The 21,084-nt window shown below is 49.4% G+C and carries 19 protein-coding genes, 1 riboswitch and 1 other annotated feature (1 of these 21 only partly in view); all 19 genes read right to left on the minus strand.

Features of this window, described 5'->3' with window-relative positions:
- Positions 1-27 precede the first annotated feature (27 nt).
- Positions 28-621 carry an adenylyl-sulfate kinase gene (gene cysC, locus M1E03_RS12980; protein WP_020451337.1) on the minus strand — a complete coding sequence of 198 codons (594 nt, stop codon included), beginning with the start codon at positions 619-621 and terminating at the stop codon, positions 28-30.
- A gap of 13 nt (positions 622-634) precedes the next feature.
- Positions 635-1,771: a sulfate adenylyltransferase gene (gene sat / locus M1E03_RS12985; RefSeq protein ID WP_020451336.1), complete on the minus strand. Its 1,137-nt coding sequence runs from the start codon at positions 1,769-1,771 to the stop codon at positions 635-637.
- 25 nt (positions 1,772-1,796) lie between these two features.
- Positions 1,797-2,861 (minus strand): inorganic phosphate transporter, encoded by a 1,065-nt coding sequence (locus M1E03_RS12990; protein ID WP_020451335.1) that lies wholly within the window; start codon positions 2,859-2,861, stop codon positions 1,797-1,799.
- A gap of 11 nt (positions 2,862-2,872) precedes the next feature.
- The gene (locus M1E03_RS12995; RefSeq protein ID WP_023857233.1) at positions 2,873-3,574 is read right to left on the minus strand and encodes a phosphoadenylyl-sulfate reductase; all 702 of its coding nucleotides are present in this window, start codon (positions 3,572-3,574) and stop codon (positions 2,873-2,875) included.
- Between the two features lie 85 nt (positions 3,575-3,659).
- The gene (locus M1E03_RS13000; protein WP_369878884.1) at positions 3,660-3,776 is read right to left on the minus strand and encodes a YezD family protein; all 117 of its coding nucleotides are present in this window, start codon (positions 3,774-3,776) and stop codon (positions 3,660-3,662) included.
- A 102-nt stretch (positions 3,777-3,878) separates the two neighbouring features.
- Positions 3,879-3,985, minus strand: a riboswitch (SAM riboswitch).
- A gap of 163 nt (positions 3,986-4,148) precedes the next feature.
- Complete coding sequence (gene pyrE / locus M1E03_RS13005) at positions 4,149-4,778, minus strand: orotate phosphoribosyltransferase (RefSeq protein WP_020451333.1); 630 nt, start codon at positions 4,776-4,778, stop codon at positions 4,149-4,151.
- Entirely contained in the window at positions 4,775-5,494 is a 720-nt protein-coding gene (gene pyrF, locus M1E03_RS13010; protein ID WP_216920549.1) for an orotidine-5'-phosphate decarboxylase, read from the minus strand. Before pyrF ends, pyrE begins: the two co-directional genes overlap by 4 nt.
- On the minus strand, positions 5,463-6,398 hold the full coding sequence (locus tag M1E03_RS13015) for a dihydroorotate dehydrogenase (protein WP_023857235.1): 936 nt from the start codon (positions 6,396-6,398) through the stop codon (positions 5,463-5,465). Before M1E03_RS13015 ends, pyrF begins: the two co-directional genes overlap by 32 nt.
- The gene (locus tag M1E03_RS13020; protein ID WP_023857236.1) at positions 6,398-7,168 is read right to left on the minus strand and encodes a dihydroorotate dehydrogenase electron transfer subunit; all 771 of its coding nucleotides are present in this window, start codon (positions 7,166-7,168) and stop codon (positions 6,398-6,400) included. The genes M1E03_RS13015 and M1E03_RS13020 overlap by 1 nt, the downstream gene beginning before the upstream one ends.
- The gene (gene carB, locus M1E03_RS13025) at positions 7,165-10,377 is read right to left on the minus strand and encodes a carbamoyl-phosphate synthase large subunit (RefSeq protein WP_020451329.1); all 3,213 of its coding nucleotides are present in this window, start codon (positions 10,375-10,377) and stop codon (positions 7,165-7,167) included. Before carB ends, M1E03_RS13020 begins: the two co-directional genes overlap by 4 nt.
- Positions 10,362-11,456, minus strand: coding sequence for a carbamoyl phosphate synthase small subunit (locus M1E03_RS13030; RefSeq protein ID WP_429673876.1), 1,095 nt, complete (start codon positions 11,454-11,456; stop codon positions 10,362-10,364). Before M1E03_RS13030 ends, carB begins: the two co-directional genes overlap by 16 nt.
- Positions 11,453-12,739 (minus strand): dihydroorotase, encoded by a 1,287-nt coding sequence (locus M1E03_RS13035; RefSeq protein WP_429673877.1) that lies wholly within the window; start codon positions 12,737-12,739, stop codon positions 11,453-11,455. Before M1E03_RS13035 ends, M1E03_RS13030 begins: the two co-directional genes overlap by 4 nt.
- Entirely contained in the window at positions 12,723-13,643 is a 921-nt protein-coding gene (locus tag M1E03_RS13040) for an aspartate carbamoyltransferase catalytic subunit (RefSeq protein ID WP_020451326.1), read from the minus strand. Before M1E03_RS13040 ends, M1E03_RS13035 begins: the two co-directional genes overlap by 17 nt.
- 145 nt (positions 13,644-13,788) lie before the next feature.
- On the minus strand, positions 13,789-15,093 hold the full coding sequence (gene pyrP, locus M1E03_RS13045) for a uracil permease PyrP (protein WP_020451325.1): 1,305 nt from the start codon (positions 15,091-15,093) through the stop codon (positions 13,789-13,791).
- A gap of 193 nt (positions 15,094-15,286) precedes the next feature.
- A complete protein-coding gene (gene pyrR / locus M1E03_RS13050) occupies positions 15,287-15,835 on the minus strand; it encodes a bifunctional pyr operon transcriptional regulator/uracil phosphoribosyltransferase PyrR (RefSeq protein ID WP_020451324.1) in 549 nt (182 codons plus the stop codon).
- A 176-nt stretch (positions 15,836-16,011) separates the two neighbouring features.
- Positions 16,012-16,926 (minus strand): RluA family pseudouridine synthase, encoded by a 915-nt coding sequence (locus M1E03_RS13055; RefSeq protein ID WP_023857242.1) that lies wholly within the window; start codon positions 16,924-16,926, stop codon positions 16,012-16,014.
- A gap of 1 nt (position 16,927) precedes the next feature.
- Positions 16,928-17,389, minus strand: a complete 462-nt coding sequence (gene lspA, locus M1E03_RS13060; RefSeq protein WP_023857243.1) for a signal peptidase II — start codon at positions 17,387-17,389, stop codon at positions 16,928-16,930.
- 122 nt (positions 17,390-17,511) lie between these two features.
- A complete protein-coding gene (locus tag M1E03_RS13065; RefSeq protein ID WP_026579751.1) occupies positions 17,512-17,877 on the minus strand; it encodes a TraR/DksA family transcriptional regulator in 366 nt (121 codons plus the stop codon).
- A gap of 223 nt (positions 17,878-18,100) precedes the next feature.
- A complete protein-coding gene (gene ileS / locus M1E03_RS13070) occupies positions 18,101-20,869 on the minus strand; it encodes an isoleucine--tRNA ligase (RefSeq protein WP_048350284.1) in 2,769 nt (922 codons plus the stop codon).
- 51 nt (positions 20,870-20,920) lie between these two features.
- Positions 20,921-21,084, minus strand: a binding site (T-box leader) (it continues 66 nt past the right edge of the window).

Below are 21,084 nucleotides of genomic sequence, written 5' to 3' on the forward strand. Positions count from 1 at the left end.
GCAGCACTTTCCTATTTCACCCGCATTTTATTTCGTTTGATCTTTCACGTATTGGACGAGCTGATTTTTGCACTCTTCCCGATTATGTGCGCCTGTATCAAGGACTAGCTCAGGCGTTTCAGGCTCTTCATAAGGCGAATCGATCCCCGTGAAAAATGGAATTTCTCCGTTTCTCGCTTTTTTATACAAGCCTTTCGGGTCGCGCTCCTCGCACGTCGCCAAATCGCATTTCACATAGACTTCATGAAACTCATCTTCCTCGACGAGCTGTCTGACAAGCCCGCGGTCTTCTTTAAAAGGGGAAATGAACGCCGTAATGACGATCGTCCCCTGTTCGACAAAGAGCTTCGCGACCTCGCCGATCCGGCGGATGTTTTCCTTCCGGTCTTCATCGGAAAACCCGAGGTCCTTGTTCAGTCCGTGCCTGACGTTGTCGCCGTCGAGCACCGTGACCTGGTAGCCTTGTTCAAACAACTCACGCGCTGCGGCATTGGCAATTGTTGATTTTCCTGAACCGCTCAAGCCCGTCAGCCAAACGATCGAGCTTTTATGTTTATTTTTCTCATGATATTCCCGTTTTGTAATGGACGCTTCATGCCAGACAATATCTTTATTTACCAAGAGATGCTCCCCCTTAAGAAACCCCGGCCGTTAAGCCTTTGATTAATGTTTGAATGACTTCTGGACGGCTGAATGTGCTCGGCGGGAACTCGCCGTTTCTCAGCATGCCCCTCACCTTTGTACCGGACAAAATGACATGATGTTCTTTGCTGTGAGGGCACGTTTTCGCCGTAGCCATTGAACCGCAGACATTGCAGTAGAAGCTGTGTTCGAATTTCAGCGGCGTAATGCCGATCTCTTCCGGCGCGAACTGATCGAACAGTTCCTGCGCTTCATATGTGCCGTAGTAATCGCCGACTCCGGCATGGTCTCTTCCGACGATAAAATGCGTACATCCGTAGTTCTTTCTGACAAGCGCATGGAAGATTGCTTCCTTCGGCCCCGCATAGCGCATCGCCGCCGGAAAAACGCCGAGAAAGACGCGGTCTTTCGGATAGTAGCCGTCAAGCAGCACCTGATAGCTTTCCATGCGGACATCAGCCGGAATATCGTCTGATTTTGTTTCCCCGACGAGCGGATTGAGGAAAAGACCGTCTACCGTCTCGAGCGCCGTTTTTTGAATGTATTCGTGCGCTCTGTGAACCGGATTTCTCGTCTGGAATCCGACGATCGTTTTCCAGCCGAGTTCTGCGAATTTTTTTCTTGTTTCCAGAGGTTCGAATGTGTGGGCCGGGAATTGCTTTACGCTCCGTTTAATGAGAGTGATCGGCCCGCCCACATAAACACTGCCGCGGTCAAACAATTTTTTGACGCCCGGATGCTCGAGTTCGTCGGTTTTATAGATATTGACGGCTTCCGTTTTCTTGTCCGGCGTATAGATGTCTTCGATCTCGATGACGCCGTATGTTTCCCCATTATAGGTGAGGCGGACGGTGTCCCCCGCTTTTAAGCTTGAAGCTTTTTGCTCGTCAACAGGCAGAGCGATCGGAAGCGTCCATACTTCGCCGCTTGACAGTCTCATATTTTCGACAACGGACAGATAGTCTTTCTCTGTCATAAAGCCTTGGATCGGGCTGTACGCACCGATTCCGATCAGCTCCAAATCTGAAAAAGCCATTAAATCCAGTTCTATTTCCTGTGCGATATGTTGAAAATCGTATGCTTCATTGACGCGGTTAACCAATACACCGCCGTGTGGTGCTAAACTCATAAACTTGTTTCCCCCTACTTTGTGTTTAAATTCCTCCGCCTTGTTCATGGACGGAGCTGTGCTCTTTTTTGACTGCTCTCATCAGGCTGATCGTCCCGACAGATGCCAGAAGGACGCTTGTGACGACGATGAGAGCATAATAGTCTCCTTTTAATAAAAGGCTGACCAGCATATAAGACAGGCTTAATGAAAGGAACGGCGAGACGACCCATACTTTCAGCATCGTTTTGACCACTTGTTTATGAAAGACATTGCCGCCGTTTTTTGCCATTCCCATCCCTATAATAGAAGATGATGTGACTTGCGCAAGCGGAACCGGCAAACCGAAAATCGAACTGATGATGACAAGCCCGGCTCCTGTTCCGGAAAGGATGATCCCCTCTCCTTTTGAAAATTTCGTTATTTTTTTGCCGTTTGTTTCAAGAACGCGCCTGCCCAGTAAAAGGGCGCCCAGCGCGACAAACAGTCCGCCGTAGAGCGTTCCTTCCCCGACTGTCAAAACATGCGCCGCCACCAGAGGTCCGACAGCATTTGCGACATTGTTCATGCCTGCTGAGAAGGCTTCAAAAAACCCGGTGATCAACAGAATGACCGCCAAAACCTTTGCTTTCTTTCCCGAGGCTGGACGTTTGATCGTTTTTTTCATGATGTTTGCCATCGCAAATGTAAAGGTAAAAGCGACGATTGGTACAACGACCCAAAATGAGACGATGACAAGCAAAGATTTCACATATAAAACCTGGTAAGCGACACCTACTCCGACAACAGATCCGACCGTCACTTCACTTGTCGAAAGCGGGATACCGAGTACATTTGCGATAAAGAGCGACAGTGCCGCCGAGCCGATAATAATGCAGACGATTTCAAGCGAAATCACCCGTTCGGGAATGATGCCTGAGCTGATCGTTTTCACGACGTTTCCTCCGCCGATGACGGCGCCCGAGAGAACGCCTGCTGCACAGATTATTAGTGCGTGAAACTTCTTTTTGACGGCTTCAGATCCATAGGCGATTCCCATTGAAGCAGCTGCACCGCTCGCTCCGATATTCATCGCAAAAAACATGCTAAATAAAATGGCGGCAAGTTCCATGACTCATCTCCTTACTCGTGTAATCCGCATTCTGTTTTAGCCGATCCGTTCCAGCGGCCTGATCGAAGATCATCCATTGTAAAGGCCGGAGAGGTGCACGGAGCGCAGCCGATGCTCGGGTAGCCTTGATCATGAAGCGGATTATACGGGAGATCGTGCTTTGTCACATATCTCCAAATATCCTTCCACGTCCAATGAATGAGCGGACAAACTTTGATAGACTTGAATTTTTCATCTTTGTTCAAAAAATTCGTTTTGCTCCGCCCGGGCGATTGCTCGCGGCGCAGGCCCGACAGCCACGCCGGGTAGCCTGAAAGCGTCTCGCGGAGAGGAATGACCTTCCTCATTTCACAGCAGGAATTCGGAGCGGTCTTCCATAGTTCGTCCCCATATTCTTTCGCCTGCTCTTCGACGGTAAGCTCCGGTGTTTTCATGATAATCTGAAGGCCTGGATATCGTTCTTTGACAGCGTCGATCGTTTCATACGTTTCTTTAAAATGAAATCCCGTATCAAGGAAAACGATGACCGCATCTTTTTTCACCTTATAAATCAAATCGATCAGGACGATTCCCTCAATTCCGAAGCTGCACGCATATACAAGCTGATTTCCGTAATGTCCGTACGCCCATTTCAAGACGGACAGCGCTCCTTTATAAGAGTCATCTTCCTGAAAAGAGATATTTGGTTCTTCCCATGTGCTGTAAGTAAAAATTTTCGGTTCCCCCTTTTTTCGCCAACAAAAAAACGGCTTCCAGCAGAAAAAAACTGTGAAAACCGCCTCTAGTTTGTCTAGTCAGCTATTTCAATCTTATTTTTTCATTTTTTTCGATTTGAATGACTTTGCCGTCCTGAACAACGAATGTGATCGATCCGTAATTCATGTCTTTCAGCATGTCTTTCATTTTGATGATCACCTTTTCAAGCTGTTCATCTGTCTTCACTTCTAGCTCCTCCTCTGCCCCTAAAAATTAAAATCTTTCTTCCAAATTTGAAAGAAAGACGAGGAACTCCGCTATTCCTTATCTCTCAAAATGAGGGCATTTTGCTGGAAGTAGCACCTTACGCTTCACACGCAGGTTGCCGGGTTTCATCGGACCAGTCCCTCCACCGCTCTTGATAAGTTTGCTTTTGTTATTTTAAAATTTTAGCACAATTCGAACAAAAGTCAACCCGACTTTTTTTATAGGATTAATAAAAAATAAAAATAATCCGATTTTACTATTTTTAAATCTGTAAAAAGACGCAAAAAAAGCCGTTCTCCCATTAGGAGAATACGGCTTTTATCATTAATCCATCCAAGACTTGCTTTCAGGATCCGCCTTCCATTCTTTCAGTTTGGCGGCATCCTGTTCGCTGATATATCCGCCGGCAAGCGCAGCCTCTGTCAATGTATCGTAATCAGTCAGCGTACGGTATTCAACGCCCGCTTCGCTGAAGGCGGCGGCAGCTTTAGGAAGCCCGTAAGTGAAAATGGCGGCGACGCCGAGCACTTCACATCCCGCCTCTGTGAGAGCGGCTGCCGCTTCAAGGACGCTTCCTCCCGTTGAAATTAAATCTTCAATTACAACGACTTTTTGTCCTTTTACAACAGCGCCTTCAATTTGGTTTCCTTTGCCGTGCGCCTTCGGTTTGCTTCTGACGTAGCACATCGGCAGGCTCAGCCTGTCGGCGGCAAGCGCGGCATGGGGGATTCCCGCAGTTGCCGTACCGGCGATCATTTCGGCTCCGGGAAACTTGTCTTGAATCAGTCCGGCAAGCCCTGAAGCTATATCATCCCTTACTTCCGGATATGAAAGCGTCAAACGATTGTCGCAGTAGATGGGCGACAAGATGCCGCTCGCCCATGTAAACGGCTCGTTCGGGCGCAGGAAAACCGCTTTGATTCTTAATAAATGGTTTGCAATGTCTGTTTTCATGCCTTGGTTCCCTCCCACTCATGTCCTATTTTTCTGTAGGCTGACACAGGATCTTCCGCCTGTGTAATCGAACGGCCGACAACGATCGCCGACACGCCTTTTTCCCTTGCGTAGCCAGGCGTCGCCACCCGGACCTGGTCGTTGTTTTTGTCATCCGCCATGCGAATTCCGGGTGTCACGGTCAGAAAATCTAAAGACGCGGCCCGGTAAATGTGTTCGGCTTCATGGACGGAGCAGACGACACCGTCAAGTCCGCTTTCTTTAGCCAACTTGCTGTAGTGAACAACTGTATCGAGAAGCGGCGTTTCAATCAGCAGCTCTTGCTGAAGCATTTCTGAAGACGTGCTTGTCAGCTGGGTCACAGCAATTAATGAAGGGCGTTTTCGGCCTGCCGGAGTCCCCGCTTCAAGGCCTTCAAGCGCCGACTCCATCATTTGCTTTCCGCCTGCTGCGTGCACATTGACAAGGCTGACGCCAAACCCCGCCAGCCTTTTCATCGCCTTGTATACGGTCGTTGGAATGTCGTGGCATTTTAGATCAAGGAAAATGCGGCAGCCGCGCTCCTGTAACTTTTCAAGGATGGCCGGCCCTTCCTGATAAAAAAGCTCCATGCCCACCTTCACGAAAAGCTCTTCTCCATGAAACCGGTCCAAAAACGCATATGTTTCCTGTGCTGATGCAAAATCAAGCGCGATGATGGGCGGCGTATGTTTCATCCTTCCAGCTCCTTCCGATACACTCGTTCAACGAACGGTATCCGTATTTTTCTAAAACGCGCGGCAAATCGGCGATGATTTCGGGACAAACAAACGGATTAACAAAGTTTGCGGTGCCGACGGCGACTGCGCTCGCACCCGCCAGCAAAAACTCAAGCACATCTTCCGCTGACTGGACACCGCCCATGCCGATGATCGGAATGCTGACTTTTTGGCTGACTTCATGCACCATTCTGATGGCCACCGGTTTAACAGCAGGGCCTGATAATCCGCCGGTTTTGTTCGCCAAGATCGGCTTTCCCGTTTTTAAGTCGAGCCGCATCCCGATCAGGGTGTTGATCATCGTCAAACCGTCCGCTCCCGCTTCTTCTATGGCAAGAGCGATGTCGGTAATATTCGCGACATTCGGCGACAGCTTCACATAGACGGGAACGCTCGCAACCTCTTTCACCGCTTTCGTCAGCTCACTGGCCATTTCCGGCTGCGTACCGAAGGCGATCCCTCCCGTTTTCACGTTAGGACAGGAAATATTCAGCTCGAGCGCATGAACATTCGGTGCTTTGCTGATTTCTTCAGCCACTTCAACATAATCGTCGATCTGCGAGCCGGCGACATTGGCGATAATCGGTGTATCGAACTGTTCGAGCCACGGCAATTCGTGTTCCATGACAGCCTCTAAACCCGGATTTTGCAGACCGATGGCATTAAGCATGCCGGCTTGCGTCTCGGCGACGCGCGGCGTCGGATTCCCGAAGCGCGGTTCGCTCGTCGTCGCTTTAATCATGATCGCACCGAGACGTGAAAGATCGTAAAAGTTCGCAAATTCTCTCCCAAATCCGAAGCAGCCTGAAGCCGGCATGATCGGATTTTTCAATTGAAGGCCCGGCAAATTGACTTCTAGCATCATAACAGCACCTCCTGGGCTTTGAAAACAGGACCGTCAAGGCATACCTTCACATAAGATGTTTCGCTTTCTTCCGTATGGCAGACACAGGCAAAGCAAGCGCCGATCCCGCATCCCATGCGCTCTTCCATTGACAGATAAACCTCTTTATCCGGATAGCGCTGTTTTAAAGCTTTCAGCATCGGTGTCGGTCCGCAGGCCATTATGCAGTCAAACTGAAGCCCCTCGTTTTCAATGACATCTGTAACAAATCCCTTTGAACCTCGGGTGCCGTCTGCGGTTGCCACATACACACGCCCGAAACGGCTGAATTCCTGTTCGTAAAAGACGTCTTTTGCAGAAGCAAATCCTAACACATGGATCGCGTGCACCCCTCTATTTGTCAGCTGTTTGCTCAGCTCGTAAAGCGGCGGAACACCGATCCCCCCTCCGACAAGAAGAGCCGTTTTCCCCGGTTCAAGCGATTCAGCCGGAAAACCGTTGCCGAGCGGACCAAGGACATCGATCTGATCTCCTTCCTGTTTTAAAGACAGGAGACTCGTGCCTTCCCCATCCTTGCGAAAGATGATGGTCACCTGCCGGGCGGCTCTGTTGATGTCGGCGATGCTGATCGGCCGCCTCAAAAGCGGCGTGAGGGAATCTGAGACCTTGATGTGAAGAAACTGGCCGGGAGCGCCGCAAACTTCGGCAATCTCCCCTTCCAGTACCATTTGATAAATATGATCCGCGATACACTTGTTTGAACGGACTGTCATATACCCTTTTCTCATCTGACGGCCGCCTTTTGCTCAATTCTAATCGCCGGCATATGATCGGCGCGGAAGCTCATGCTTTCAAGCACCCGCAAAATCGCTTCCGCCGTATCAAGGGATGTCAGGCAGGCAACGCCGTTTTCAACGGATTCGCGTCTGATTCTGAAGCCGTCCCTTGCCGGCTGCTTCCCTTTTGTCAGCGTATTGACGACGAACTGCGCTTCCCCGTTTCGAATGACATCAAGGAGATTTGTGCCTTCTTCGCCGATTTTCCCGACGGTTTTAACAGGTACGGATGCGTCTCTTAAATAGCCGGCCGTTCCTTCCGTAGCCAATATTTTATAGCCGATCGCATGGAACCGCTTGGCGATCAATAGACCTTCCTCTTTATCTTTATCAGCAACTGTCAGGAGAACAGAGCCGTAATTCGGAATTTGGATGCCTGAAGCGATCAGTCCTTTGTACAGCGCTTTTTCCAAAGTGCTGTCTTTGCCCATGACTTCCCCGGTCGATTTCATTTCCGGTCCGAGCGTGATATCCACTCTCCTCAGCTTTGCAAACGAGAAGACCGGCACTTTCACATATACGCCTTCCTGCTCTTTTTGAAGGCCTTCAGTATAGCCCATATCGGCAAGCTTCCCGCCGAGAATCACTTTTGTTGCGAGATTGGCCATCGGAATGCCGGTGATTTTGCTGAGAAACGGCACCGTGCGGCTCGATCTCGGGTTGACTTCAAGGACGTAAACCTCATCTTTTGAAAGGACAAACTGAATGTTGAGCAGGCCGACGATGTTTAAGCCTTTTGCAAGCTTAATCGTGTATGCTTCAATCTTTTTCTTGATGTCCTCTGAAAGGGATTGCGGCGGGTAAACGGCAATCGAATCCCCTGAGTGGACGCCGGCCCGTTCAATGTGCTCCATAATCCCCGGAATGACGACCGTTTCACCGTCAGAAATCGCATCCACTTCAATTTCCTTTCCGGTCAAATATTTATCGATCAAGACAGGGTGCTGCGGATTGATTTTCACTGCATTCTTCATATAATGGAGAAGCTCTGTTTCATGGTAGACGATCTCCATCGCACGCCCCCCAAGTACATACGATGGGCGGACAAGCACCGGATAGCCGATGTTGGCTGCGATTTCAACAGCGCCTTCCACAGATGTCGCCGTTTTTCCGAGCGGCTGAGGCACATGCAGCGTTTCAAGCGTCTGTTCGAACTTGTCGCGGTCCTCGGCGCGGTCCAAATCCTCAAGGGATGTTCCAAGAATGGCGACGCCCCGCTCCGCGAGCTCGTCGGCAAGGTTGATCGCAGTCTGTCCGCCAAACTGAACGACGACGCCTTTCGGCTGCTCCAAATCGATGATATGCATGACATCTTCAACAGTAAGCGGCTCAAAGTAGAGCTTGTCGGAGATGCTGAAATCCGTTGAAACCGTCTCAGGATTGTTGTTAATAATGATTGCTTCATAGCCGGCTTCTTTGATCGCCCAAACCGAATGCACAGTCGCATAATCGAATTCGACCCCCTGGCCGATCCGGATCGGGCCGGAGCCAAGAACGATAACGCTGTTTTTGTCTGTTCTGACCGATTCGTTTTCCTCTTCATATGTGCTGTAGAAATAAGGTGTCTCCGATTCAAATTCGGCCGCACATGTATCAACCATTTTATAAACAGGCGTGATGCCTGTTTCTTTTCTAAGATCATAAAGCTTTCTTTCAGGCATCTCCCAGAGAAGGCTGATGAAGCGGTCTGAAAAACCGAGCTCTTTCGCTTCTTTCAAAAGACCTAGGTCGCCGCGCCCGGCTTTCAGCTTTTCTTCAAAGCGAATGATTCCCTCAAGCTTGTGCAGGAAGAACAGGTCAATTGCCGAAAATTCGTGGAGATCGCTGACCGTGTATCCTCTTCTAAACGCTTCGGCCAAGTAAAAGAGACGTTCGTCTCCCGCTTTTTTAATCCGTTTTTCAAGCACTTCATTCGAGATCTCACCGGCATCTTTCAGCTCCAGGTGATAGACATCCGCTTCAAGAGAACGGACCGCTTTCAGGAGAGATTCCTCCCACGTTCTTCCGATCGCCATCACTTCGCCTGTCGCTTTCATCTGCGTGCCGAGCTTGCGGTTTGCCGATTCGAATTTATCAAACGGCCAGCGCGGTATTTTTGAAACGACATAGTCGAGTGCAGGTTCGAAAGACGCGTACGTTTTTCCTGTCACAGGATTCATCATTTCGTCAAGAGACAAACCGACGGCAATTTTAGCGGCAAGCTTTGCGATCGGATAGCCCGTCGCTTTTGAGGCAAGCGCTGATGAACGGCTGACCCGCGGGTTTACCTCGATGATGTAGTACTGAAAGCTGTCCGGGTCAAGCGCCAGCTGAACATTACAGCCGCCTTCGATTTCAAGCGCGCGGATGATTTTCAGCGATACATTGCGAAGCATTTGGTATTCGCGGTCGCTCAACGTCTGGCTCGGCGCTACAACGATGCTGTCCCCGGTATGAATCCCGACCGGATCGATGTTTTCCATATTGCAGACGACGATCGCGTGATCGCTCGAGTCTCTCATGACTTCATACTCGATTTCTTTGTAGCCGGCGATGCTCTTTTCAAGCAGACATTGGTGAACCGGGCTCATTTTTAAGCCGTTTTCAACAATTTCCTTCAGCTCGTCTTCGTTTGAGCAGATGCCTCCGCCTGTTCCGCCGAGCGTGTATGCCGGCCGGACGATGACGGGGAAGCCGATGCGCTCGACGAACTCGCGCGCTTCCTCGAGCGAGTGGATGATCTCGCTTTCCGGAACCGGTTCATTCAACTCATTCATCAGGCTTCTGAACAAGTCGCGGTCCTCCGCCTGTTGGATCGCAGCCAATTTCGTGCCGAGCACTTCAACACCGCACTCAGCCAGGATGCCGTGCTCGGACAGTTCGACCGCCAAGTTGAGGCCCGTCTGCCCGCCCAATGTCGGCAAAATGGCGTCCGGCCGCTCTTTGCGGATGATACGTGTTAAGAATTCAAGCGTCAGCGGTTCGATATATACGCGGTCGGCCATTTCCGTATCCGTCATGATCGTCGCCGGATTCGAGTTGACGAGAATGACTTCATAGCCTTCTTCTTTTAAAGCGAGGCAGGCCTGTGTACCCGCATAATCAAATTCCGCCGCCTGCCCGATAATAATCGGCCCTGATCCGATCACCAAAATCTTTTTGATATCTACGCGTTTAGGCATACCGCTTCCCCTTCTTTCTCTGTGGTTTCAATCATGTGTAAAAATTGATCAAATAAATGGTTGGCGTCTTCCGGTCCCGGTGAAGCTTCCGGATGGTATTGAACCGTGAAAGCCGGTTCGTGTTTATGTTTAAGCCCTTCGATTGTGTCGTCATTAATCGCCACATGCGTCACTTCAAGCGGCGTGTTTTCAACGGTCGATACGGTATAGCCGTGGTTTTGAGCCGTAATTGATACTCTCCCGGTTGCAAGCTCTTTAACCGGATGGTTGGAACCGCGGTGTCCGAATTTCATTTTCGCCGTCTTTGCTCCGCAGGCGAGGGCAAACAGCTGATGGCCGAGACAGATGCCGAACAATGGAACCTTGCCGAGAATGTTTTGAATCATGTCAATTGCTTCAGGTACGTCCGTTGGATCTCCGGGTCCGTTTGACAGCATTACGCCGTCAGGCTTCAGCTGCATCACTTCTTCTGCCGTTACATTGTGAGGAACAACGATCACATCGCATTTGCGCTTGTTTAGCTCTCTTAAGATGCCGTGCTTCATTCCGAAATCGACAAGCACGATTCGCTTCCCCCTCCCAGGGCTCGGATATGCCGTTTTTGTTGAAACTTGGCTGACCTGGTCGGTCGGAAGGTTCGTTTCTTTCAGCTTTTGAACCAAAGCCTCAGCATCTTCTTCCGGGCCGGCAAAAACCCCTTTCAGCGTACCTGCCGTTCTGATCATTCTTGTCAGCTTTCTCGTGTCAATCCCCGAGAGTCCCGGGATGTTCTTCATTTTTAAATATTCATCAAGGGTATAAGCAGAGCGCCAGTTTGACGGAAGTTGACATAACTCTTTTACGATAAACCCTTTCACATAAGGGGTGATAGATTCAAAGTCGTCTCTGTTGATCCCGTAGTTCCCGATCAGCGGGTAGGTCAGTGTGACAATTTGTCCGCAGTATGACGGGTCTGAGAGGATTTCTTGATAGCCTGTCATCCCCGTGTTGAAGACGACTTCTCCCATGGTGTTTTCCAGGCTGCCGAAAGCTTCCCCTTCAAAAATTGTTCCGTTTTCTAGTACAAGACGTCTTTTCATTTTACAAGTCTCCCCTCTTGGTAAACGAGTTTTCCCTTTGCCATTGTCATAACCGGCCAGCCGAAGCAGCTGATGCCGTCAAACGGCGTGTTTTTCCCTTTAGAAAGAAAGGTGTTTTTATCAATTTTTTCTTCGCGTTCAAGATCTATCAGCGTAATATCCGCGGACCGCCCGGCTTCAAGCTTACCGTAAGGAAGTCCGAACGCCTCGCAAGGTTTGACCGTCATATAATCGAGGAGCTGTTTCAGCGTCCAGTTTCCCATTTTGACAAAGTGCGTATAAAGAAGCGGAAAAGCCGTCTCCAAGCCGACAATCCCAAATGGCGCCAGGCTCATTGTCTGTTGTTTTTCATCTTCTGTATGAGGGGCATGATCCGTAGCGATAAAATCGATTGTTCCGTCTGTAAGCCCCTCAAGGAGCGCTTCTCTGTCTTCCGGACTTCTGAGCGGCGGATTCATTTTATAATTTGTATCAAGACCGGGAATGTCGCTGTCTGAAAGGAGCAGATGGTGAGGCGTCACTTCCGCTGTCACACGGATTCCCGCTTTTTTGGCGTCGCGGACGACCCTGACCGATTCCTTCGTGCTGATATGACAGACATGGTAATGACAGCCTGCCGCTTCGGCCAGAAGAACGTCCCTTGCGATGTGAACGGCTTCGCATATCGAAGGAATCCCGTTTAAACCGTTGGCTTTGGCAAATTTCCCATCGTGGACACTGCCGCCGTAGATCAGTGAATTGTCTTCACAGTGGGCAACAATTGCTTTATCGATCGAAGCCGCTTTTTTCATCGCTTCATACATCATCCCCGCCGTTTGAACGCCGACGCCGTCATCAGTAAACGCAAACGCACCTGCGTCTTTCAGCCCTTCGAAGTCGGTCATTTCCTGACCTGTTTGTCTGATGGTGATGGAAGCGTACGGCAGCACTCTGACAGATGCCGTTTCGTCAATGCGGTTGACGAGCCACTCCATCTGCTCTTTCGTATCGGGGACAGGCCGCGTATTCGGCATTGCGGCGACAGTTGTAAACCCGCCTCTTGCCGCGGCTTTTGCACCTGTTTCGATCGTTTCTTTCTTCTCGCCGCCCGGCTCTCTGAAGTGAACGTGAAGGTCAACAAGCCCCGGCGAGACGAAAAGCCCATCCGCATTGATGACCGTTTCTCCCAAAGCGGCCTCAAGGATTCCGATTTCGCTGATTGCATCGCCTTCAACCCTGATGTCGCACTGTACTTTTTCACCTTTTTCGTCGAGTATGAAGCCGTTTTTAATTAAATAAGACATAAGCCTGATCTCCCCTTTTTTTGTTTTCGCCGTTTAGAAGCGCTCTTTTTAAAACCGCCATTCTGATATATACACCGTTTTCCATTTGTTTGAAAATTCTCGACTGAGTGGATTCGACCAGCGCACTGTCAATCTCGACGCCTCTGTTAACAGGCGCAGGATGCATGATGACCGCGTCTTTTTTCAGGAGCTCCGCCCGCTTCAGCGACAGTCCAAAAGTTTCAAGATAATCGCGTTCTGCCGCCTTTTTCTCATGACGTTCGTGCTGAATTCGGAGAAGCATCACGACATCCGAACTTGCGACCGCTTCATCAGGCGACACATATGTCCCGTAAGGATTGTTGTCATCCCGCCATTCTTCCGGACCTGAGAAAAGAACCTTTGCTCCGAGCCTTGTCAGCACTTCGGCATTCGATCTTGCCACTCTGCTGTGTTTGATATCTCCGTGTATGGATACCGTCAGCCCGGCAAATCCGCCCCATTCCTCGTAAATCGTCAGCAAATCGAGCAAAGATTGAGTGGGATGCTGACCGCAGCCGTCTCCGGCATTGATCACCGGAATGCCGACATGTCCGATAAGTTCATCGTAATAATGATCCTGAGAGTGTCTGATCACACATACATCAGCGCCGATGGATTCGAGTGTCTTGACGGTATCGTACAACGATTCTCCTTTTTGTACGCTTGTTGAAACACCGTCCAGGTTCAGCACATTCATGCCGAGTTTCTTTTCAGCCACTTCGAAGCTGAAGCGCGTTCTTGTGCTCGGTTCAAAAAACAGATTGGCAGCAAACTTTCCGGAGAGGACGGAATCGAATTTCCTTTTTTTCAGCTCTCTCGCCTCTTCAATCAGCTCGTGAATATCCTCAAGACTAAGCTCATTCATTGCGGTCAAGTGTTTCATTTTTTTCTCCCCCTCAGGCTTTAATTTCCTGTGAAAAAACCCCAAGCCACAACGGCTTGGGGTACAGTGAACCAGAGAATGCGCTTTTTTGCACTTCTCTCTCCGTAACCCTTTCAAGCCTCTCTGGACTTCATTTAAAAGGTTTTTAAATATGCTCTTCTATTTCAATCCCGTCCTGATCTCCCTTTGATTCAGGCAGGACAAGGTTTAAAATCACTCCGACGATCGCTGCAAGCGCCATGCTTGACAGCTCGAACCCTGAGATTTTGATAAATGCGCCGCCCACTCCGATGACGAGAATGACGGATGAGATGATCAGGTTTCGCTTATTTTCCAAGTCAATTTTGTTATCAATCAGCATGCGCAGTCCGCTTGATGCGATGATACCGAACAGCAGGAAGGAAACGCCTCCCATGACTGCAGAAGGGACAGAGCTGATCAGGGCCGAAATTTTGCCGATAAACCCGAAGCACAGTGCAATAACAGCCGCTCCGCCGATGACAAATACGCTGAATACTCTTGTGATGGCGAGTACGCCGATGTTTTCTCCGTAGGTCGTTGTCGGCGGTCCGCCGATGCATGATGCCAGCATCGTTGCGACACTGTCGCCGAAAATCGAGCGGTGAAGCCCGGGCTTCTTAATGAAATCCTGACCGACGACTTTGCTTAATACCATTTGGTGGCCGATATGTTCTGACATTGTCACGAAAGCAACGGGCACCATGGCGATTCCAATTCCGACAGCCGCCGCGCTCGGCGTATAGTCGACAAACGGAATGACGAAATCTGGAACAGCAAACCATTTGGCGTCAAGGACCATCTGGAAGTCGACGATGCCTTGGGTCAGGGCGAACAAGTATCCGCCGATAATTCCGATCAAGACAGGAATCAGGCTGAAAAATCCTCTTAAGAAAATCGCGCAGATTATGGTGAGCGCGAGTGTGAATCCTGCAACGCCAAAATGTTTGGCGCTGTAGACGAGCACTTTTGCTCCCGAATCTTCATACATGGCCATATTGACAGCCGTGCTTGCCAGCCCGAGTCCGATGACGATAATGACCGGACCGACGACAACAGGCGGCAGGAGCCTCATCAGCCAGTCCGTTCCCAGCTGCTGGATGAGCAGGGCGATCAGCCCGTAGGCGATGCCTGCCATAAATGCGCCGATCATGGCCGCCCCAGGGCCTCCGGCGGCTTTTGCTGCGATAATCGGGGCAATAAACGCAAAGGATGAACCTAAGTAAGCCGGGATCTGTCCTTTTGTAATCAAGAGATATGCAAGCGTTCCTAGCCCGCTCGTTATAAGGGCCACGCCTGGGCTTAAGCCTACAAGCTTTGGCACGAGGATCGTCGCTCCGAACATGGCAAACAGATGCTGCAGGCTGAAAGTTATCCAATTCAAAGGTTTTGGTACTTCTCTGACACCAAGGTTCACTTTTTTCTGACTCATATTTTTTCCTCCTGATGGTTGACTCACTGTCTTTGATGTCTTTATATCCTGAAAAGATTGTGCCCATTAAAAAAGCCTCTTTGCTTAAATTGCGCAAAGAGGCAGACAAAGATCCGCCGCATGGTGAGGCGGCATCTTTCGTTCTATCCCTCTTTGCAAACTCACTGGAATGCATTTAAAAAAGGATTGTCATTCACTTTTTATAAATCGCCGCAAGGTCGCGTCCGTCAACTTCTTCCAATTGAACCATGACCTTTTCGGTTTTCGATGTCGGGATGTTTTTCCCGATATAGTCGGCTCTGATCGGCAGCTCTCTGTGGCCGCGGTCGACAAGCACCGCGAGCTGGATGGATGAAGGCCGCCCGACATCGACGAGCGCATCCATGGCCGCTCTGACTGTCCGTCCCGTGTAAAGCACATCATCGACGACGATCACCTTTTGATCGGTGATGTCCGCCGGAATGTCCGCTCCTTTGACAAGCGGCTCTTCATTAGACGTTTTTTTGGAGAGATCATCCCTGTAAAGGGTGATGTCGAGCTCTCCTACGGTGACTTTGTTTCCTTCGATTTGCTCAATCCGTTCGGCAAGCCGTTTGGCCAGATAGATGCCTCTCGTTTTGATTCCGACAAGGATACAGTTGTTCATTCCTTTGTTTCGTTCAATCATTTCGTGGGCGATTCTTGTCAGCGCCCTTCTGATCGCCTGTTCGTCAAGCACAACAGCCTTTTCTTGTTCCTGCATGGCCAGCACCCCGCATCTTTTAAAGGATAAAACAAAAACCCCTTCTGCATAAAGGCAGAGAGGGGTCTTGAAACGAATTCATTGATTCGCTTGTCCGGTATCCTTCTCAGCCTCTCTGGACTGTGTTAAAGAATCTGATTTAACTGCATTTATTATTTCAAAAAAGAAAACGTCTGTCAACGTTTATTTCGAATTTTGTCGAGGAGATTTTTCATGTCATCAGGCAGAGGCGCCTCAAATTCAACATATTCTCCGGTACGCGGATGGTCAAATCCCAATACGCCCGCATGCAGCACCTGGCCATTGAAATCGACCGTCTTTTTCGGGCCGTATTTCGGATCTCCCGCCAGAGGAAAACCGATATATTTCATATGCACGCGAATTTGATGGGTTCGCCCCGTTTCAAGCTGGCATTCAACAACAGTGAAATCGTCGAACCGTTCGATCACTTCAAAATGAGTGACGGCATGCTTTCCATTTTCCCTTGTGACCGTCATACTCTGCCTGTCTTTTTTATCCCTGCCGATCGGCGCGTCGATCGTCCCGTGGTCATGCGGGATGACGCCGTGGACAAGCGCGGTGTATTTTCTCGTCACCGTTTTGTTGACAAGCTGATTCACGAGCGATTCATGCGCCATGTCGTTTTTGGCAACCATCAACAGACCTGAAGTGTCCTTATCAATCCGGTGGACGATGCCCGGCCTCATCACGCCGTTGATGCCTGACAGATCGTCACAATGCGCCATCAAACCGTTGACAAGCGTCCCCGTCAGATGGCCGGGAGCCGGATGAACCACCATTCCGCGCGGCTTGTTGACGACAAGAACGTCCTGATCCTCATAATAAATATCAAGATCCATCGGTTCAGCCGTGACATCAAGCGGTTCCGGTTCGGGAACATGGACTGACACCGCATCCCCATCCTGAACTTTATAATTGGCTTTGACCGCATTTCCGTTAACCAGCACGCGGTCTTCTTTAATCCACTGCTGCACCTGAGTCCGCGACCAATCCGCTTCAACTGCGGTCAAGTACTTGTCAATCCGTTCACCTTTATGTTCTTCATGAACGGTCATATCATAATGCTCCATGTTACAGCTCCTTCTTCTTCTTTCCGTCTAACAGCATTTGTATAAATAAGAGCAGGACACCGACGCATAAAGATGAATCGGCAATGTTGAAAATCGGATAATGATAATTGACGATCGTCACGTGTATAAAATCGACAACTTCTTGCCTGAACACGCGGTCTATAAAATTGCCGACAGCACCGCCAAGCATCAATCCGAGAGCGGTTCCGAGCAGGATTTGTCCTTTGGCATGTTTTTGAATATAGTAAACAATGCCGATGATAACCGCCGTGGTAATGATGTAAAAAAACCACATCTGTCCGGCCAAAATGCCCCATGCTGCGCCTGTATTTCTGTGCGACGTAATTTGAAAGAAACCGTCGATGACGGGAATGCTTTCACCGTACTCCATTTTGCTGACGACCAGCCATTTTGTAAATTGATCGATACCGATAATGAGCACTGCAATTATGTAATAAGGCACAAACCGTTCCTCCAGTTTCTGTTTCTCTTCATTTAAGCATTTTAACAAGAAAAAGAAAAGGAGTAAAGGAATATTCATTGACATCCTGCAAGAGGGCAAAAGCCCTCCCCTCTTGCAGAATGTTATGAGTAGAGCGCCCGGTTGAACGTCTCATCCGTCTCAGCCCAAATAGGAAGCGTCTTTTTTTCAAACTGGGCATGATATAAAAAATCGTTCGCGGTGCGCGCCGTCGGCAGAATAGCCATTTTTTCCAGCGGAATTGCCTGATTCGTTTCTTCGCAAATGCCGTATGTTCCGTTTTCGATTTTTGAAAGGGCCAAAAGCACGTCCTGCAGCTCTTCTTTGACATGATACATAAGTGTTACCTGCTGATACGAATTGATGCCTTGAGAATCCTGCTGAAAAAAGGAGTATTCAAAAAGCCTTGCTTCCAGTTCTTCCTTCATTTGAAGAAGTTCGGTATGAATTGTCGCCAGCTGATCGTTCACGCCTACATCAACTCCTGCTCTTATCGTTTGTGACCTTAGTGTTACCGACAAAGCCGGTATCCAAGCCCAAAAGATTTTTCCTGACGTACAAAACGATGTCAGCAATGGCATCCTTTCTCCGGACTTTCACAGGATGTGCGTTCAGACAGGACGCCTGGGCAGGCCTGATAAGGTTTGGCGGCATATTAAAAGCGGTTCGGAAAAACTCCGAACCGCTTCGTGGTTAATTTTGATAATACGTCTTCACAATTCCGGCACAGCGAGGGCAAAGCTCCGGATGATCGGCATCCTGGCCGATTTCTTTGGAAACCATGCGACACCGCTCACAAGTTTCGCCTTCTGCCTGAGCAACGACGATTTTTCCTGTGTCAAACGTCTGCGCACCTTCAGGCGCTTCGGCTTCCGTTCCGCCGATGAGAAGCTCTGACACGATGAACAGCTGTTTGACGTCTTCCTTGATCGAAGAAAGCAGCGCTTTTGCTTCTTCATTTGGATACAGCGTCAAGCTCGCAACCGAAGATTTTCCGATGATCTTTTCATTACGCGCTGTTTCAAGCGCTTTAAGAACATCGCCGCGAAGCTTCATGAAGCTGTCGAACTTCTCTTCCGTCTCTTTTGCATTTGGAATGTCTCTTGTTTCCGGCATATCGGTAAGCTGCACGCTTTTTTCCGATACGAATGTGAAGTGGCTCCACATTTCGTCAGCAGTATGCGGCAGGATCGGTGCGATCAGCTTGACAAGCCCGAGCAACGTTTCGTAAAAAACGGTCTGCATGCTGCGGCGGTCTTTATGATCGGCGTGTTCAATATAAACGACGTCTTTGGCAAAATCCATATAGAATGAGCTGAGCTCGATCGCGCAGAAGTTGTGGACAGCATGGTAAATGACCGCAAAATCATATTCTTCATATGCTTTTTTGACTTTTTCAATAAGGCTGTTCAGCTTGATCAAAATGTACTGATCGACTTCGCGAAGTTCTTCCACAGCGATTGCATCTTTCGCCGGGTCAAAATCAGCAATGTTTCCGTGAAGAAAACGGAACGTGTTGCGGATCTTCCGGTACACTTCTGCGACTTGCTTTAAGATCGCGTCAGATACGCGGACATCTGCTTGATAGTCGACAGATGCGACCCACAGTCTTAAAATATCGGCCCCGAACTGATTCATGATTTTTGCCGGAACAACGACATTCCCGAGCGATTTGCTCATCTTGCGGCCTTCTCCGTCAAGGGCAAAACCGTGTGACAGCACGCCTTTATATGGTGCTTTACCCGTTACGGCAACGGCTGTCGAAATCGATGAGTTAAACCAGCCGCGGTATTGGTCAGATCCTTCCAGATACAAGTCCGCAGGTCTTACAAGATCATCGCGCTCTTCCAGTACGGCCTGATGTGACGAACCTGAATCAAACCAGACATCCATGATGTCCTGTTCCTTTGTGAACTTGCCGTTCGGACTTCCCGGATGCGTAAAGCCTTCCGGAAGCAGTTCATTCGCTTCTTTTTCAAACCAAATGTTCGAACCGTGCTCCCTGAATAGTTCAGAAACGTGGTCGATCGTTTCATCCGTGATGATCGGCTCCCCATTTTCGGCATAAAATACCGGAATCGGCACGCCCCATGCGCGCTGTCTTGAGATACACCAGTCACCGCGGTCGCGGATCATATTGTAGAGGCGCGTTTCGCCCCATTCAGGCACCCATTTTGTTTCTTTCACCGCGTCAAGAAGCTCGTCTCTAAAGTCTTTGATAGAAGCGAACCATTGGGAGGTCGCGCGGAAAATGGTCGGTTTTTTCGTTCTCCAGTCGTGCGGATAGGAGTGGGTGATGAAATCGAGCTTCAGCAAAGCGCCTTTTTCTTCGAGCTGTTCTGTAATCGGTTTATTGGCCTGATCGTAAAACAGTCCTTCAAAACCAGGGGCTTCGCTCGTCATATGTCCTTTTTCATCAACCGGGCAAAGCACGTCAAGTCCGTATTTCTGACCGATGATAAAGTCGTCTTCACCGTGTCCCGGAGCAGTATGAACACAGCCTGTACCGGCATCTGTAGTTACGTGTTCACCGAGCATAACAAGAGAATCTCTGCTGTATAAAGGATGAACCGCGACGATATGTTCTAGGTCTTTTCCTTTAACAGTTTGAACGACTTCATGATCTTCAAAGCCGATCGCTTTTGCCACGCTTTCAATCAATGCGCTTGCCATCACATAGCGCGCGCCTCCGGCAGCAACGACGCTGTACTCCAATTCAGGGTGTACGGCGATGCCGAGATTGGCCGGGATCGTCCACGGCGTTGTCGTCCAAATGACGATTTTTTCGCCGTTTGTTAATACACCTTTTCCATCTTTCACATCGAATGCAACATAGATAGACGGCGAGCGTTTATCATGGTATTCGATTTCAGCTTCAGCCAGAGCAGATTCGCTTGAAGGGGACCAGTAAACCGGCTTCTTCCCTTTGTAAATATAGCCTTTTTTCGCCATTTCGCCGAATACTTTAATTTGCTGCGCTTCAAACTCCGGCTTAAGGGTCACGTATGGGTTTTCCCAATCTCCTCTGACACCGAGGCGCTTAAATTGCGTTTTTTGTCCTTCGATTTGCTGCCATGCGTATTCTTCGCAAAGCTTGCGGAATTCGGCTACCGTCATTTCTTTGCGCTTCACTTTTTTGTTTTTCGTGAGCGCTGTTTCAATCGGCAGGCCGTGTGTATCCCAGCCCGGAACATACGGTGCATGATAGCCGCTCATCGATCTCGAACGGACGATGAAGTCCTTCAGTACTTTGTTGAGCGCATGGCCCATATGAATATCGCCGTTCGCATACGGAGGTCCGTCATGAAGCACGAACATCGGCCGGCCTTCGGTTCGTTTCTGAACGAGACTGTAAATGTCCATATCTTCCCATTTCCCCTGGATTTCAGGTTCACGGTTCGGCAGGTTTCCTCTCATCGGAAAATCTGTTTTCGGCATTAAGAGCGTATCTTTATAATCCATTACCATTCCTCCAAAACATCTTTTCTAAAACAAAAAAAGCCTTTTCATCCCATAAGGGACGAGAAGGCTTTGATCTCGCGGTACCACCCTTTTAGACAAGCCGATTCGGCTTATCCGCTCAAACATCGTAACGTGATGGGACGTCCTTTCCTACTGGACGGTTCAGAAAGGAAACTTGAGGGCTGATTCACAACGATTCCAACAATCCCGGGCTT

Source organism: Bacillus sp. PK6-013, from assembly GCF_054161445.1.